Origin of the sequence: Ensifer sp. ZNC0028, assembly GCF_000799055.1 — a bacterium.
Classification (GTDB): domain Bacteria; phylum Pseudomonadota; class Alphaproteobacteria; order Rhizobiales; family Rhizobiaceae; genus Ensifer.
Map to the genome: position 1 here is coordinate 14227 of NZ_JTLA01000034.1, position 16514 is coordinate 30740.

Sequence of the window (16514 nt, forward strand, 5' to 3'; positions counted from 1 at the left end):
GCATTCCTCTGTCCTATCGGGACCCTATCGCCGGCCGCGCGGCGGCCGTGTACCCGGCTTCTTCCGGGCGCCGGTGCGATCCCTGCGACCGGACTTGTGGAAGGAGCGCGTTGCCGTCGGCATCTTGCGTCCTTCGCTCTGCATCTCGAAGCGAAGCGCACCGGCAAGCGGCACGGCCTCGACGAGCTTGACGCGTACGGGATCGCCGAGGCGATAGCCGAGCCCGGTCTTCTCGCCGGAAAGCGCCTGATGTGCCTCATCATAGATGAAGTAGTCGCGTCCGAGTGTTGATATCGGAACGAAGCCGTCGGCGCCATAGGCGGGCAGGGTGACAAAGAGTCCCGCCTTGGTGACACCGGAGACGCGGCCATCGAATTCTTCGCCGACGCGACCGTTGAGATGGTGTGCGATCAGCCGATCGACCGTGTCGCGCTCGGCCGCCATGGCACGGCGCTCGAAGGTCGAGATCTCGGCGGCGATATCGTCGAGCACCGCCTCTTCCTGCGGCGTCAGCCCGCCTTCGCCCAGACCGAGCGAGGCAACCAGTGCCCGGTGCACGATGAGGTCGGCATAACGGCGGATCGGCGAGGTGAAGTGCGCGTACTTCAAAAGGTTGAGGCCGAAGTGCCCGATATTCTCCGGGCTGTAGATCGCCTGGCTCTGCGAGCGCAGCACCATCTCGTTGACCATGGTCTCGAAGGGCTTGCCTTCGGCCTTGGCGAGAATGCCGTTGAAGTGGTTCGAGCGCATGTTGCCGCCCTTGACGAGCGAGATGTCGAGCGTCGCGAGGAATTCGCGCAGGCTTTCCTGCTTGGCAAGCGATGGCTGATCGTGGATGCGGTAGATGAGCGCCTGTCGCTTCTGCTCGAGCGTCTCGGCGGCAGCGACGTTCGCCTGGATCATCATCTCCTCGATCAGTTTGTGCGCGTCGAGGCGTTCGGGAACGTGAACACGATCGACCGTGCCGTCCGGCTTCAGGATGATCTTGCGCTCGGGCATGTTGAGCTCAAGCGGCTGACGCCGTTCGCGCCCGCGCGTGAGGATGCGATAGCCTTCCCAGAGAGGCTTCAGGATGCTCTCGAGGATCGGTCCCGTCTTGTCGTCAGGGTTGCCGTCGATCGCCGCCTGCGCCTGCTGGTAGGAGAGTTTTGCCGCACTCTTCATCATGATGCGATGGAAGGTATGGCCGGCCTTGCGGCCTTCCTTGGAGAAGCGCATGCGCACGGCAAGCGCCGGGCGGTCGACGCCTTCCTTCAGCGAGCAGAGATCGTTGGAGATGCGCTCCGGCAGCATGGGCACGACGCGATCCGGGAAATAGACCGAGTTGCCACGCTTCAGCGCTTCGAGGTCCAGAGCGGATTTCGGGCGGACATAATAGGAGACATCGGCGATCGCGACGGTGACGATGACGCCGCCGGGATTGTCTTCGGACGGATCCGGCTCCGCATAGACCGCGTCGTCATGGTCCTTGGCATCGGCCGGGTCAATGGTGATCAGCGGCAGCGAGCGCCAGTCCTCGCGGTGCGCCATGGTGGCCGGACCGGCGGCGTTCGCCTCCTCGATCACCCGCTCCGGGAAGACGTGGGGGATGCCATGGGCGTGGATGGCGATCATCGAGATCGCCTTTTCCGAAGCGACCGAACCGATGACGGTCTGTATCTGCGCGCGCGGCAGGCCGTAGCGGCCGAGCCGCGACAGCTGCACCTCGACCAGGTCACCGTCCTGAGCATTGCCGGTGAACTCCGGATCAACAAGGATTTCCTCGCCGCGCTTTTCGATCGGCATCAGCCGTCCGCCGCCGCCGGGCGTCGAGCGGAAGACACCGAGCACGGCATCCTTGCGCTTGTCCAGAACCTTGATGATGCGCGCCGTATAGGCAGGGCCGCCCCGTTCCTTGGCCGGAAAGATCTTGGCGAGCACCCGGTCGCCGAGACCGCCAACCGGAGCCTTGCCCTTACCCTTGGCGACGGCCGACTGCTTGATCAGCACCGCCGGCGCGACACCGTCGTCGTCGAGCCATTCGGCCGGGCGGCCGATCAGCTCGCCGTCGACATCGCGGATGGTGATGTCGAGCACGGTCACCGGGGGCAGGGCGCCCGGACGCACCAGCGACTTGCGCTTCTTTTCGACCAGACCGTCGACTTCCAGCGACTTCAGCAGGGCTTTCAGTTCGACGCGGGTCTCGCCCTTCAGTCCGAAGGCCTTGGCAATCTCGCGCTTGGAGGCGCGGTCCGGGTTTTCGGCGATGAAGCGCATCAGCACGTCACGCGGCGGGACCGCGCCGTGGATAATCGGTTCGCTTGGCTGGGCCGATCCGCCCTTTGCCGCGCGAGCTGGCTTCTTGCCCTGGCTTCTCTTGCCGGACTGTTCGGTCGGGTCGCGCGGTATTCTGGTCAAGATCAGTCCTTCTTGGCCTTGGCGGCCGTCTTTGTTTTGCTCTTGGCGGGCGCCTTGGCCTTAGCCTTGGTCGCCTTGGCGCCGTCCTCGGACTTCGCCGCTGCCTTGGTCGTCTTGGCCTTGGTTGCCTTGCCCTTGGTCGTTCCGCCCTTGGCGGCACGCTCCGAGATCAGCGCAAGTGCCTCCTCGACCGTCACCGACTGCGGATCCTTGCCCTTCGGCAGAGTGGCGTTGACCTTGCCCCAGTTGACATAGGGGCCATAGCGGCCGTCGCGGACGGTGATCGGACCACCGTCGGGATGGTCACCAAGTTCCTTGAGCGATGCGGCGGCGGTACGGCCACGGCCGGCACCGGCCTTCGACTGCTTGTCGGCGAGAACCGAGACGGCGCGATTGAGGCCGATCGAGAAGACGTCCTCGATCGATTCGAGGTTGGCATAGGTGCCGTCGTGCAGCACGAACGGTCCGTAGCGGCCAAGCCCAGTCGAGATCATCTTGCCGCTTTCCGGGTGCGCGCCGATATCGCGCGGCAGCGACAGCAGAGCGACCGCCTTCTCGTGGTCGATCGTCGATGGCGTCCAACCCTTCGGCAGGCTCGAGCGCTTGGCTTCCTTGCCGTCGCCACGCTGGACGTAGGGGCCGAAGCGGCCGCTCCGGAGCGTGATTTCCTCGCCGGTATGCGGATCCTTGCCGAGCGCCTGCGGTTCGTTCGAAACCGCGGCCTCCTCGCCGTTGCTCTCGGAGGAAAGCTGGCGGGTGAAGTTGCACTCCGGATAGTTCGAGCAGCCGACGAAGGCGCCGTACTTACCGAGCTTCAGCGACAGCTTGCCGGTGCCGCAGACCTGGCAGATACGCGGGTCGCCACCGTCTTCGCGCTTCGGGAAAACCAGAGGCGCGAGCTCTTCGTTCAACGCATCGAGCACGTTGGTGACGCGCAGTTCCTTGGTTTCCTCGATCTGGGCGAAGAAGTCCTTCCAGAAGTCGCGCAGTACGTCCTTCCAGTTGACTTCGCCGGCCGAGACCTGATCGAGCTTTTCTTCGAGCGATGCCGTGAAGTCGTAGCCGACGTAACGGGTGAAGAAGCTTTCGAGGAACGCCGTCACCAGCCGTCCCTTGGCCTGAGGGATGAGCTTGCGCTTGTCGTTGGTGATGTAGTCGCGGTCGAGCAGGGTGGTGACCGTCGCGGCATAGGTGGACGGCCGGCCGATGCCGAGCTCTTCCATCTTCTTGATCAGGCTTGCTTCGGAATAGCGAGGCGGCGGCTCGGTGAAGTGCTGGGAGGCGTTGATCTTCTGCTTGGCGAGGTTTTCGCGCGCATTGATCTCCGGCAGGCGGCCGTCGTCTTCGCTGTCGTCCGTCTGCTCGCCGTCTTCCTTGGCGTCCGTATAGGCGGCGATGAAGCCGTCGAAGCGGATGACGGAGCCCGTGGCGCGCAGGCCGGCCCTCTGGCCGCCGTTGTCGGCGGTGATTTCAGCCGTCGTGCGCTCGATCTCGGCGGATGCCATCTGGCTGGCGATGCCGCGCTTCCAGACGAGGTCGTAGAGCCTGAGCATGTCGCCATCGAGGAAACGGCGGACCTCATCCGGCGTGCGGTTGAAGTCGGTCGGGCGGATGGCTTCGTGCGCTTCCTGGGCGTTCTTCGCCTTGGTGGAATAGAAGCGCGGCTTTTCCGGTAAGTAGCGTTCGCCGAACTGGCTGGCGATCGCCTTGCGCGATGCTTCGATCGCTTCCGGCGCCATCTGTACACCGTCGGTACGCATATAGGTGATCAGACCGACCGTCTCGCCGCCGATATCGACGCCTTCATAGAGCTTCTGCGCGACCTGCATGGTGCGCGAGGCCGAGAAGCCGAGCTTGGAGGAGGCGGCCTGTTGCAGCGTCGAGGTGGTGAACGGCGGCGACGGATTGCGCTTGACCGGCTTTGCTTCGATGCTGTCGACCACGTAAGCCGCGCCATCGAGCAACGACTTCAGCCGGTTGGCTTCCTCGCCATTGCCAACGGCCCTTGGCGCCAGTCGCTTGCCGTCGGCCGAAACGAGACGTGCTTCGAACTCGTCGCCGCGCGGCGTCTTCAAGAGCGCCGAGATGTTCCAGTATTCTTCGGAGATAAAGCGCTCGATCTCGGATTCGCGGTCGCAGACGAGGCGCAGCGTTACCGACTGCACGCGGCCGGCCGAGCGGGCGCCCGGCAGCTTGCGCCAGAGCACCGGCGACAGGTTGAAGCCGACGAGGTAGTCGAGCGCGCGGCGCGCCAGGTAGGCGTCGACCAGCGAAATGTCGATGTCACGCGGATGGGCGATTGCCTCGAGAACCGCCTTCTTGGTGATGGCGTTGAAGGCGACGCGCTTGACCGGCTTGTCGCCGAGCACCTTCTTTTTCTTCAGAAGATCGAGCACGTGCCAGGAAATCGCTTCACCCTCGCGATCCGGGTCGGTTGCGAGAATGAGACCGTCGGAGGATTTCACCGCGTCGGCGATGTCCTTCATCCGTTTCGCCGAGGCGGCGTCGACTTCCCAGGACATGTCGAAGTCTTCGTCCGGACGCACCGAACCGTCCTTCGCCGGCAGGTCGCGCACATGGCCGAACGAAGCCAGCACCTTGTAGCCGGGCCCGAGGTACTTGTTGATCGTCTTTGCCTTGGAAGGCGACTCCACCACTACAACATTCATCGTCATTTTCTGAGACAACCGGTCCTGGTTCGGGCGTCAGCGCCGTTTGCGCCGTGCTTCGCCTTGTATTGACGCCCCGAAATGGACAGGGATTCGTGCGGGGTCAAGAGGGCTCACCCAAAATAACGATGAGAGCAGACTATGCAACTCATGCAGGATTGGGTCGTTTCCGCCCTCAAAAAAGGTTGGTGCGCCGTCCGGCCAGTCCTCATTCCGCTGCTGCCACGGACACCAAACCGCCGGGATGGCGATGGAGGCGGCCGGCAAGATCAAGCTCCAGCAACAGCAGATAGACCTGCGCCGGCGAAAGCCCTGTGTGGCGGACGATGTCGTCGATTTCGACCGGCGTCGGACCGAGTGCGGTACTGACCGCGATGCGGTCGCTGTCGCTCGCATTGGCGGGAGCGACGGTTTGGCCATCCGGCTCCCGCGCGCCCGGCAGGGGCAGCTCCAGCTGGCTGAGCGGCGCCAGCGCTTCGATCACGTCGTCCGGCCCGGTTGTGACGATCGCGCCCTGTTTGAGGAGATCGTTGGTGCCGTGACAGCGCGGATCGAGCGGCGAACCGGGGACCGCGAAGACGAGTCGGCCGAAATCGGCGGCGTATCGCGCGGTGATGAGTGAGCCCGAGCGGTGGGCCGCCTCGACGATCGCAACGCCGAGGCTGATGCCGGCGATCAGCCGGTTGCGGCGCGGAAAGTCGCGGGCCCGGGGTTCCCAGCCAAACGGCATCTCGCTGATCGCAAGGCCTCGGCCGCTCGTTATGTCTTCGAGCAGGCCGATGTTTTCAGGCGGGTAGGGCTTGTCGAGCCCGCCGGCAAGGGCTGCGATGGTGCCGGTGTCAAGGCTGGCGCGATGGGCGGCCGTGTCGATGCCGCGCGCAAGGCCCGAGGTCACGACATATCCGGCGCGGCCGGCATCGCGCGCGATCATCGCCGCGAACTTCGCGCCGCTGACCGAAGCGTTGCGTGAACCGACGATGCCAAGCGAAGGGCGGGCAGCCGCGCTGAGATCGCCTTTTATAGCAATGAGAGGAGGAGCGCCGTCGATCTGCCGCAGCGCCGAGGGATAGGCCGCTTCCCCGATGCCGACGAAGATGGCGCCGTGGCGTCGTGCCGCCTCCAGTTCCCGTTCGGCTTCGGCGATGGATGCCACGCGATAGCTGTGTTTGGTGCCGCCGCGCCGCGACAGCTCCGGCAGCGCATCGAGTGCGTTTTCGGCGGTGCCGAAATGGTTGATCAGGTCGCGGAAGGCGATGGGGCCGACATTGTCGCTACGGATCAGCCGGAGCCAGGATATTTTCTGTCGTTCGGTCAGCGCCAATCCGGTTCGTCCTGCGCTGGCCTCAGACATTATCCCTTGTCTCCGATCTTGCTTTCCGTGCCGGCAAGCAGCCGCTGAATGTTGGCGCGGTGCTTTACCCAGGTGATGACCGTCATGGCGGCAAAGAGGAGGGCGACCTTCTCGTTGCCTACCGCGTAAAGTAGAACCGGGATGATAGCCGTTGCAACCAGGGCGGACAATGAGGAGTAGCGGCTGATTTTTGCCATGCCGAGCCAGATGACCGCAAAGGCGAGCACCATCAGAGGGGCAAGGCCGAGCAGTACGCCGATATAGGTCGCGACGCCCTTGCCGCCCTTGAAGCCAAGCCAGACCGGGTAGAGATGGCCGATGAAGGCGGCAAAGCCGGCGGCAATTCCGGCCTCGATGCCCCAGTAGGATGCGATGAAGGCTGCGGCCGAGCCTTTCAGGGCATCGAGCAACAGCGTCGCGGCGGCAAGCTTCTTGTTGCCGGTTCGCAGCACATTGGTCGCGCCGATATTGCCGGAGCCGATCTTGCGCACGTCGCCGAGCCCGGCCATGCGGGTCAGGATCAATCCGAACGGGATCGAGCCGAGCAGATAGCCGAAGGCAAGGCTTAGAAGCGTAGAGGGCAGCCCAAGCTGCCAGGACAATAGTTCCACCGGTTCCCCTCCCGCGCGATCGCTTTCGGCTTAGGCCGAATGCACCAGCTTGCCGGCAACATAGGTTTGCACGACCCGCCCGGTAAAGCGCGCATTTTCAAACGGCGTGTTCTTGGAGCGAGAAACGATCGCCTCTTCGTAAAGCACCCAGGGCTCGTCGAGATCGAGGACGGTGATATCGGCCTTGGCGCCGGGTTTCAGCGTACCGGCATCGAGACCGAAGATTGCCGCCGGACGCGTCGACATCGCGTCGATCAGGCGCATCAGCGGTACCTGGCCGCTATGATGCAGGCGAAGGGCGGCCGCGGCCAGCGTTTCCAGGCCGATCGCGCCATCGGCGGCATCGGCAAAGGGCAACCGCTTGGTATCGACGTCCTGCGGGTCGTGCGAGGAAACGATGATATCGATCGTGCCGTCGGCGAGCGCCTCGGCCATGCCGACCCGGTCGTCTTCGCTGCGCAACGGCGGCGAAAGCTTGAAGAAGGTCCGGTATTCGCCGATGTCGTTCTCGTTCAGCGCCAGATTGTTGATCGATACGCCGCAGGTGACGTTGGCGCCACGCTCGCGTGCGGTGCGGATTGCGGCTGCCGATTCGGGAACCGAAATCTGGGCGGCGTGATAGGCCGCACGCGTCAGCCCGGCGATGCGCAGGTCGCGCTCAAGCGGAATAATCTCCGCTTCGCGCGGGATGCCGGAGAGGCCGAGCCAGCTGGCAAGCAGGCCTTCGTGCATGACGCCGTTGGCGCCGAGATATTTGTCGCGCGTTTCAAGGGCGATGACGGCGCCGAATTCGCGCGCATAGGTCATGGCGCGGCGCAGGACCAGCGTGTCGTGGATCGAGCGGCGACCGTTGGTGAAGCAAACGGCACCCGCTTCGCGAAGCAGGCCGAACTCGGTCATCTCCTCGCCTGCGAGGCCCTTGGTCAGCGCTGCGGCCGGGTGCACGTTGACGAGCGCCTTGTCGCGCGCCGTCTTCTTCACATATTCGACGAGCGCGATGTCGTCGATGACAGGATCGGTCTCCGGCATGGCGATGAAGGTGGTGACCCCGCCGGCAGCGGCCGCGCGTGACGCGGATTCGAAGGTCTCGCGGTGCTCGCTGCCCGGTTCGCCGACGAAGACGCGGGCGTCGACGAGGCCCGGGACGGCGGTGAGCCCGGCGCAGTCCTTTACGAAGGCGCCATCCGGCGCGCCCTGGTTCTGGGCATCGGCACCGGCGGCAAGGATATGCCCGTCGTCGCCGACGATGATCGTGCCGACTTCATCGAGATTGCGCGAAGGATCGACAATGCGAAGGTTCTTCAGAACGAGTGGTCTGGTCATGTGCGCGGCCCCTGGTTCTGCGAGAGAAGCAGCGTTTCCATCACTGCCATGCGCACGGCAACGCCCATCTCGACCTGCTGTTCGATCACGCTCTGCGGTCCGTCGGCGATTTCCGAGGCGATCTCGACGCCGCGGTTCATCGGCCCGGGATGCATGACAAGCGCATCCTCCTTGGCCGCCTTCAGCTTTTCCGCATCGAGCCCGTAGTAGTGGAAATATTCGCGCACGGAAGGCACGAAAGACCCGGCCATGCGCTCGCGCTGCAGGCGCAGCATCATGACGACATCCGCATCCTTCAAGCCCTCGGCCATCGAATGGTAGACCTCGACGCCCATGTCGGCGATGCCGGAGGGAAGCAGCGTTGCCGGTGCGACGACGCGGACGCGCGCGCCCATCTGGTTGAGGAGCAGAATGTTGGAGCGCGCCACGCGCGAGTGCAGCACGTCGCCGCAGATGGCGACGATGATGCGCGAGAGCTTGCCCTTGGCACGGCGGATCGTCAGCGCGTCGAGCAGCGCCTGCGTCGGGTGCTCGTGCTGGCCGTCGCCGGCGTTGACGACGGAGCAGGAGACTTTCTGCGCGAGAAGGGCGGCAGCACCCGCCGACGAATGGCGCACGACCAGCACATCGGGGTGCATGGCGTTCAGCGTCATCGCCGTGTCGATCAGCGTTTCGCCCTTCTTTACCGAGGAGTTGCCGACCGACATGTTCATCACGTCGGCGCCAAGGCGTTTGCCGGCAAGCTCGAAGGAAGACTGCGTGCGGGTCGAGGCCTCGAAGAAGAGGTTGATCTGCGTCAGACCCCGAAGCGTCGACGTCTTCTTTTCTCTTTGACGGGAGATTTGGACGGCTTCATCGGCGCGATCGAGCAGATAGGTGATATCCTGCTCCGTAAGCCCCTTGATGCCGAGCAGGTGGCGATGCGGGAAAGTGATCATGGGCCGCCCTTGCGCTCTGGAAATGTGGTCGCTCTATAAGACCTGGTCCCCGGCACGGCAAGGCTTGGGCGTGCCCGTCCGCAGAAAACTTGCAACGGCGATCCTATCTTTTCCGCGCCCCGTTCCGTGGTCGAGAAACTTGCGCTAGAACCGGCCCATGAATCAGATGAACCGGACTGAACAGAAACTCGCCGAGCTGAACCAGCCCAAGCCCTGGTCCGGCGTCAACGCCTATCGTTCCGATCCGCTCGTGGTCGACATCACCTCGGGCATGAGCAAGACGCTGCGCGATGAGTTCGATGTGCTCGGCCGCTACGTCACCTCGCCGGAGGCGCAGGAACTGGCGCGCATGGCGAACGAAGGTCCGCCGAAGCTGAAGACCCACGGGCCGCGCGGCGAGCGTCTCGATGTCGTCGAGTTCCACCCGGCCTGGCATGCACTGATGCGCCGCTCGATGTCCTCGGGCCTGCACGCGTCCGCCTGGGAAAATTTGGCCGACGAGCGCAACCAGTCGCATAAAGTCCGTGCAATCCGCTTCTATCTGACGGCGCAGCTCGAATGCGGCCATCTTTGCCCGCTGACCATGACCAGCGCGTCGCTGGCCGCGATCACCGCCTCGCCGGCGGTGCAGAAGGAGTGGGCACCGAAGATCCTGTCGCGCAAATACGATTCCACCAACCGTCCGTGGATGCAGAAGTCTGCCGTCACCGTCGGCATGGGCATGACCGAGAAGCAGGGCGGTACCGACGTACGTGCCAACACCTCGACCGCCGAACGGGTGGGCGAGGGGATCTATCGGCTGAATGGCCACAAGTGGTTCATGTCGGCGCCGATGAGCGACGCTTTCGTCATGCTGGCGCAGACCCGCGAAGGCCTTGCCTGCTTCCTGGTGCCGCGGCTCCTGGAAGACGGCAGCGCCAACGGCCTGCGGTTCCAGCGGCTGAAGGACAAGCTCGGCAACCGTTCCAATGCGTCTTCCGAGGTCGAGTTCTCCGATACGTTCGGCTTCATCCTCGGCGCGCCGGATGCCGGCCTCCGCACGATCCTCGACATGGTAACGCTGACGCGGCTCGACTGCGCGCTCGCCTCCGCCGGCATGATGCGCGCTTCGCTTGCCGAAGCCGTCCATCATACGCGCGGCCGCAAGGTTTTCGGCAAGCCGCTCGTCAGCCAGCCGATGATGACGCGGGTGCTTGCCGACATGGCGCTCGACGTTGCCGCGGCGAGCGCACTTTCGTTCCGCCTGGCCGAAGCCTTCGACAGGGCCCGAAGCAGTGCGGAAGACGCTGCCTATGCGCGGATCATGACGCCGGTTGCGAAATACTGGGCCTGCAAGATCGCGCCGGCACTGATCTACGAGGCGATGGAGTGCCTGGGCGGCAACGGCTACGTGGAAGAGCGCGCACTGGCGCGCCACTACCGCGAAGCGCCAGTGAACGCCATCTGGGAAGGCTCCGGCAACGTCATGGCGCTGGATGTGTTGCGGGTTCTCGCCAAGGGCAAGGACCTGTTCGAGCAGCTCTTCGTCGTGCTGGCGCGCGATCTCGGCCCGTCCGGCCGCAAGACCATCGACGTGCTGCGCGCGGCCATGTCGCTGTGCGAACGCGATGAAGGTGCAGCCCGCATGCTGGTCGAACAACTGGCGCTCGCTGCCGCTGCCGCCGAACTCTACCGTCTCGGTGCCGGTCGCATTGCCGATGCGTTCCTGGAATCACGCCTGGCCGCCGGCTGGCGCTCGACCTACGGCATGCTCGATTCGCGCTTTGATTCCGCCTACATCCTCGACCTTCTCTATCCCCCTGCGGCGTAAGCCGTCAGGCACCCCGCGACGTCGTCAGTTGCTTGCGACGTAGGCGGTGACAAGGAGGACGAGCGGGATCGTGAAGAACGAAACCACGGTCTGGACGGTGGCCACGGCCGCGTAGAGCTCGGCGTCGCCACCCATCTGTTTGGCGAGCAAATAGCCGTTCATCGCCGTCGGTACCGCCGCGCCAAGGGCGATAACGAGAAGCGCATCGCCACGAATGCCGAGCAGGTAGCTGGCGCTCACCATGAAGACCGGCATGACGATCAGCTTGAGGAAGACGGCAAGCAGCGCGACGGCGCTTGGTTTGAGCGCGTCCGACGCGCGTAACCCGGCGCCGACCATCACCAGCCCGAGACTGAGCGATGCGCTCGCCAGCATCTCGATGGTGGCCATCAGCGGGCTGTAGATCTTCAGTCCGATCAGGTTGACGAAAATTCCGAGCACCGAAGACACGATGATGGGGTTGGTGGCGATCCGCGTGAAGAAGCGGCGAAAGTCACGGCTGCCGCCCGTGAACCACACGAGCACGGCAATATTGTAGAGATTGGTCGGGATGATCAGGAGCGTCATCAAGAGCGCGGTCAGTGTCAGGCCGAGTTGCCCGTAGAGTTTGTGGGCGATTGCAAGCGCCATGAAGCCGTTCCACCGTGTCGCCGTCTGGAACGTCGAGGTGAAGGACGCTGCGGAAACCTTGCGGTTTCTAAGCATGGGCCAAAGCAGGAGCACGAAAAGCGACATCAGGCTGACGCTGCCGATCGTGGCGATGGCCGTTGCGTCCGCCTGCAATCCGGTGAAGTTGGCCTCAGCCAGGGTCGAGAACAGGAGGGCAGGGAACAGGATGAAGTAGCCGAACTGTTCGAGCCCCAGCCAAAGGTTCTGGTCGACAAGCGTCGAGCGCTTGAGCCAGGCGCCGAGCAGGACCAGCAGGAAGACGGGGAGGATGCTTTCGAAGACGATAGTCATGGGGAGGGCCTGCGTGCGAGAGGCCTATCGCTACCGCAAATTTCCGCAAACCGGAATGTCTTGCCGCACGGGAAATGCGGGGAAGGGCTTATCCAGGCCCGATTGCGGATGCGCCCCTGTGAAAATTAACCTTAACAAATGGTTTACGTTGCGCAGGCCCCCGCAAGGGCGGAGATTGATCCGGCATTTTAATGGATTCCGGAGTGGAGCGGTTCGGTGAGAACTGGTCTTATGATCATCATGATGATGTTTTTTGCCGGACTGGCGCTAGATATTGCAGTTCCCGCGATGGTTCTTGTGGCCGTCGTGTTGGCAGACCGCGCGATTTACCCCGTCGTCTTTCGGCAGATCTCGGAAAGGGGAGCCGCATGAAGTGGTTTCTGATCCTTTGGGGCGGACCGGTCCTTTTGCTGACGGGCTGGTACAGTCTCTCGTACTACGACATGAGCTTCGGCTTTTTCATGCTGACGCGCCAAACCCATGATCTGGTATTCCAGATCTACGGCAACGTCCTCGGCATTCCGCCGGAATCGATCCCGCCGCTCGTCGCACGCGCGATCGTCGTCGACAGCCTCATCGTTTTTGCCATTATCGGCTTTCGCAAGCGCCGCCAGATCGCGGCCTGGTATCGCCGCCGCTTCGGCGCCGCGGCCCCTCAGTCCGAGAGGCCGTCTCTTGCCAGCGACGCCAGCCTGTCGAGCGCGCCCTGAAGAATGAAGGATGCGGCAGCCGAATCGATGCGTTCGGCCCGCTTGCGTCGCGACACATCCATCTCGATCAGTACCCGCTCGGCAGCGACCGTCGACAGCCTTTCATCCCAGAAGATGAAGGGCAGGGGCGTCTTCTGTTCCATGTTGCGCACGAAGGCGCGGGTCGCCTGACAGCGCGGTCCTTCGGTGCCGTCCATGTTGACCGGCAGGCCGATGACGAAGGCCGCGATCTTTTCTTTGTTCCCTGCCGAAAGCAGCGCTTCTGCGTCCACGCCGAACTTGACCCGGCGGATTACCTCGCGCGGGGTCGCAAAGCGGCGACCGAGATCGGAGACCGAGAGGCCGATCGTTTTCGTGCCGAGGTCGAGGCCCGCTATCGCCTGGTTCGGCTGTAGCTGGGCTGCGAGTTCTTCGATGGTGAGAATTGCCATGGGATTGTCGATTCGATCTTTGCGCGGAGAGTTGTCTGATCCATATGCTGTTGCGACAGACAAATCATCAGGGAGATCGTCATGAAGATCAAATGGCTCGGCCATGCCGCCTTTCACATCGAAACGGCAAAGTCCAAAATCCTGATCGACCCCTTCTTTACCGGCAATCCTGCCTTCCGCGACGAGGAGCGCCGGGACGCGACCGCCGGGCTCACCCACATTCTCCTGACCCATGGTCACGGCGACCATGTCGGCGACACCATTGCGATCGCCAAGGAGACGGGCGCAACGGTTGTTGCCAATGCCGATCTTGCCGCCTGGCTCGGCCGGCATGGCGTCAAGGCGCTGGAAATGGGCAACACCGGCGGTACGATCCAACTCGGCAGTTTCTCGACGACTTTTGTCAACGCGCTGCATTCGTCGGCGCAGCTGACCGAGGACGGCGTCTCGCACTCGCTCGGCAATGCCAACGGCCTGGTGCTGCATTTCGAGGACGAGCCGACGCTCTATCACATGGGCGACACGGACATCTTTTCCGACATGGCGCTGATCAACGAGCTGCATCAGCCGGAGATCGGCATCGTACCGATCGGTGATCGTTTCACCATGGGCGGGGCGGTTGCGGCACTCGCCTGCCAACGCTTCTTCTCGTTCTCGACGGCGATCCCCTGCCATTACGGCTCGTTCCCGATCATCGACCAGACGCCGGAAACCTTCGTTGCCGGCATGGAAAGTGCATCGACGAAGGTGGCGACGCCACAGGTCGGCGGCGTCGTCGCCGTCTGATGTTGCGCCGGGCCTTTTGACGAGAGGTCCGGTCCTCCGGCAATTCCCCCGTTGCGTGGCTCGCCCTGCGCCATTATAGCGGGGGAAGTTCCAGTTACCGGAGACGATCATGTCCGTAGACCTTGCCACCGTGAAGCGCGTCGCGCGCCTTGCCCGTATCGCCGTCAGCGAAGAAGAAGCCGAACGGATGATGGGCGAGCTCAATGGCATCCTCGGTTTCGTCGAGCAGCTCTCCGAAGTGAATGTCGAAGGCGTCGAACCGATGACCTCGGTCACGCCGATGGATATGAAGAAGCGGACGGACACCGTGACGGACGGCAACAAGGCCGACGACATCGTTGCCAATGCGCCGAATTCCGATCGCAATTTCTTCCTCGTTCCGAAGGTGGTCGAGTAATCTCCCGCCAGCCGCCCCGACGTTTCTGATTGCGAAAGCCAGATTTTACCATGACCGACCTTACCAGCCTGACGATTGCCGAAGCCCGCGCCAAGCTCGCCGCCAAGGACATCACCGCCGTCGAACTGACCGACGCCTATCTCGGCGCGATCGATGCCGCCAATGAGGCGATCAACGCCTACATCGCCGTCACGCCCGAAAAGGCGCGCGAGATGGCCAAGGCCTCGGATGCGCGTATCGCCGCCGGCAAGGCCGGTGCGCTCGAAGGCATCCCGCTCGGCATCAAGGACCTCTTCGCCACCGAAGGCGTGCACACCCAGGCCTGCAGCCACATCCTCGACGGATTTGCGCCGCGCTACGAATCGACCGTCACCCAGAACCTGTGGAACGACGGCGCCGTCATGCTCGGCAAGCTGAACATGGACGAGTTCGCCATGGGCTCGTCGAACGAGACCTCCTACTACGGCGCGGTCAAGAACCCGTGGCGTGCCAAGGGCTCGAACCTCGATCTCGTACCGGGCGGCTCCTCGGGCGGCTCTGCAGCGGCCGTCGCCGCGCATCTCTGCGCTGGTGCGACCGCTACCGATACGGGCGGCTCGATCCGCCAACCTGCCGCCTTCACCGGCACCGTCGGCATCAAGCCGACCTATGGCCGCTGCTCGCGCTGGGGCACCGTCGCCTTCGCCTCGTCGCTCGACCAGGCAGGCCCGATCGCCCGTGACGTGCGCGATGCCGCAATCCTCCTGAAGTCGATGGCAAGCGTCGACACGAAGGACACGACCTCGGTCGATCTGCCGGTGCCGGATTACGAAGCCGCGATCGGCCAGTCGATCAAGGGCATGAAGATCGGCATTCCGCGCGAATACCGCGTCGACGGCATGCCGGAAGAGATCGAAGCGCTGTGGCAGCAGGGCATCGCCTGGCTGAAGGAAGCCGGTGCCGAGATCGTCGACATCACCCTGCCGCATACGAAATACGCGCTGCCGGCCTACTACATCGTCGCTCCGGCCGAAGCCTCTTCGAACCTTGCCCGCTACGACGGCGTTCGCTACGGCCTGCGCGTCGACGGCAAGGACATCGTCGACATGTACGAAAAGACGCGTGCTGCCGGCTTCGGCCACGAAGTCAAGCGCCGTATCATGATCGGCACCTACGTGCTTTCGGCCGGCTACTACGATGCCTACTACCTGCAAGCGCAGAAGGTGCGCACGCTGATCAAGCGCGACTTCGAACTGGCGTTCCATGCTGGCGTCGACGCCATCCTGACGCCGGCAACGCCGTCGTCCGCCTTCGGCATTGCCGACGAGGATCTCGCATCAGATCCGGTGAAGATGTACCTCAACGACATCTTCACGGTGACGGTCAACATGGCCGGCCTCCCGGGCATCGCCGTTCCCGGTGGTCTCGACCACAAGGGCCTGCCGCTTGGCCTGCAGCTGATTGGCAAGCCGTTCGAGGAAGAGACGCTGTTCAAGACGGCGCATGTGATTGAACAGGCGGCCGGCCGCTTCACCCCCACCAAGTGGTGGTAATCTCTTGAAGGGCGGCACCGACGGTGCCGCCCTTTCCACTTCTGCCGCCTACTTCTGCTGCATTGATCGCCACTCTTGTCGCGGAAGGAGACCCGCGTCGTGCCCGTCATCCGCCATGCCCGCGCCGGCGACGTTGAACGGCTGGCCGACATCGGCCTTAGGGCCTGGCAATCGGCAATCGCGGGCCTTGCCGATGGCGAAAAGATGCGGCGCGTGGCCGAGGCCGCATTTCTCCGTTTTCTGTCCGATCACTGGCTTTCCGTTTTGCTCGTCGAAGGCGAAGGCGTCATCGGCGGATGGTGCGCGCGAGAGAACTTCGACAATGCGATCTCCGATCTGTGGATCGAGCCGCAGCTCCAGGGCAGGGGCTTCGGTGCGCTGTTGCTCGGCGAGATCGAACATCGCATTGCTGCGGATGGATTCGACGCCGTCACCACCAAGACACACGCGCGCAACGACCGCGCCGTGCGCTTCTTCCGCAATCACGGCTATGGCGTGAGCTGGCTGTCGACCGCCTATGCGCCACAACTCGACAGCGACGTTGCCTTCATCGGCCTGAGCAAATCCCTGGAGCCGACCCCGGGTCCCTGACACTCCGC

15 protein-coding genes are annotated in these 16514 nt (G+C 63.7%); 7 read left to right on the forward strand and 8 right to left on the reverse strand.

Going from position 1 to position 16514, the window contains the following annotated elements:
* Positions 1 to 24 precede the first annotated feature (24 nt).
* From rnr to L981_RS08880, 6 genes are all read right to left on the reverse strand, one after another.
* Positions 25 to 2397: a ribonuclease R gene (rnr, locus tag L981_RS08855; RefSeq protein WP_043614098.1), complete on the reverse strand. Its 2373-nt coding sequence runs from the start codon at positions 2395 to 2397 to the stop codon at positions 25 to 27.
* Between the two features lie 2 nt (positions 2398 to 2399).
* Positions 2400 to 5066 (reverse strand): type I DNA topoisomerase, encoded by a 2667-nt coding sequence (gene topA / locus L981_RS08860; RefSeq protein ID WP_043614100.1) that lies wholly within the window; start codon positions 5064 to 5066, stop codon positions 2400 to 2402.
* A gap of 208 nt (positions 5067 to 5274) precedes the next feature.
* Entirely contained in the window at positions 5275 to 6417 is a 1143-nt protein-coding gene (gene dprA / locus L981_RS08865) for a DNA-processing protein DprA (protein ID WP_043614104.1), read from the reverse strand.
* On the reverse strand, positions 6417 to 7028 hold the full coding sequence (plsY, locus tag L981_RS08870) for a glycerol-3-phosphate 1-O-acyltransferase PlsY (protein ID WP_043614105.1): 612 nt from the start codon (positions 7026 to 7028) through the stop codon (positions 6417 to 6419). The genes dprA and plsY overlap by 1 nt, the downstream gene beginning before the upstream one ends.
* A 30-nt stretch (positions 7029 to 7058) precedes the next feature.
* The gene (locus L981_RS08875) at positions 7059 to 8351 is read right to left on the reverse strand and encodes a dihydroorotase (RefSeq protein WP_043614106.1); all 1293 of its coding nucleotides are present in this window, start codon (positions 8349 to 8351) and stop codon (positions 7059 to 7061) included.
* Positions 8348 to 9289, reverse strand: coding sequence for an aspartate carbamoyltransferase catalytic subunit (locus L981_RS08880; protein ID WP_043614107.1), 942 nt, complete (start codon positions 9287 to 9289; stop codon positions 8348 to 8350). Before L981_RS08880 ends, L981_RS08875 begins: the two co-directional genes overlap by 4 nt.
* 157 nt (positions 9290 to 9446) lie before the next feature.
* Between L981_RS08880 and L981_RS08885 the strand changes: the two genes are divergently transcribed.
* Positions 9447 to 11099 (forward strand): acyl-CoA dehydrogenase family protein, encoded by a 1653-nt coding sequence (locus tag L981_RS08885; protein WP_043614109.1) that lies wholly within the window; start codon positions 9447 to 9449, stop codon positions 11097 to 11099.
* A 24-nt stretch (positions 11100 to 11123) separates the two neighbouring features.
* On the opposite strand, the gene L981_RS08890 is transcribed toward L981_RS08885, so the two are convergent.
* Positions 11124 to 12059, reverse strand: a complete 936-nt coding sequence (locus tag L981_RS08890; protein ID WP_043614111.1) for an AEC family transporter — start codon at positions 12057 to 12059, stop codon at positions 11124 to 11126.
* A gap of 231 nt (positions 12060 to 12290) precedes the next feature.
* Here L981_RS08890 and L981_RS34990 point away from each other — a divergent pair, with 231 nt between their 5' ends.
* On the forward strand, positions 12291 to 12431 hold the full coding sequence (locus L981_RS34990; protein ID WP_089045732.1) for a hypothetical protein: 141 nt from the start codon (positions 12291 to 12293) through the stop codon (positions 12429 to 12431).
* The gene (locus L981_RS08895) at positions 12428 to 12769 is read left to right on the forward strand and encodes a DUF6105 family protein (protein ID WP_043614112.1); all 342 of its coding nucleotides are present in this window, start codon (positions 12428 to 12430) and stop codon (positions 12767 to 12769) included. Before L981_RS34990 ends, L981_RS08895 begins: the two co-directional genes overlap by 4 nt.
* Here the strand turns inward: L981_RS08895 and ruvX are convergent.
* A complete protein-coding gene (gene ruvX, locus L981_RS08900) occupies positions 12715 to 13200 on the reverse strand; it encodes a Holliday junction resolvase RuvX (RefSeq protein WP_043614114.1) in 486 nt (161 codons plus the stop codon). The genes L981_RS08895 and ruvX overlap by 55 nt on opposite strands.
* An 81-nt stretch (positions 13201 to 13281) precedes the next feature.
* On the opposite strand from ruvX, the gene L981_RS08905 reads away from it, so the two are divergent.
* From L981_RS08905 to L981_RS08920, 4 genes are all read left to right on the forward strand, one after another.
* Positions 13282 to 13986 carry a metal-dependent hydrolase gene (locus L981_RS08905; protein ID WP_043614116.1) on the forward strand — a complete coding sequence of 235 codons (705 nt, stop codon included), beginning with the start codon at positions 13282 to 13284 and terminating at the stop codon, positions 13984 to 13986.
* Between the two features lie 109 nt (positions 13987 to 14095).
* Positions 14096 to 14383: an Asp-tRNA(Asn)/Glu-tRNA(Gln) amidotransferase subunit GatC gene (gene gatC / locus L981_RS08910; protein ID WP_043614118.1), complete on the forward strand. Its 288-nt coding sequence runs from the start codon at positions 14096 to 14098 to the stop codon at positions 14381 to 14383.
* A 50-nt stretch (positions 14384 to 14433) separates the two neighbouring features.
* The gene (gene gatA / locus L981_RS08915; RefSeq protein WP_043614121.1) at positions 14434 to 15915 is read left to right on the forward strand and encodes an Asp-tRNA(Asn)/Glu-tRNA(Gln) amidotransferase subunit GatA; all 1482 of its coding nucleotides are present in this window, start codon (positions 14434 to 14436) and stop codon (positions 15913 to 15915) included.
* Positions 15916 to 16014: 99 nt separating this feature from the next.
* Positions 16015 to 16506: a GNAT family N-acetyltransferase gene (locus L981_RS08920; RefSeq protein ID WP_043614124.1), complete on the forward strand. Its 492-nt coding sequence runs from the start codon at positions 16015 to 16017 to the stop codon at positions 16504 to 16506.
* Positions 16507 to 16514 lie beyond the last annotated feature (8 nt).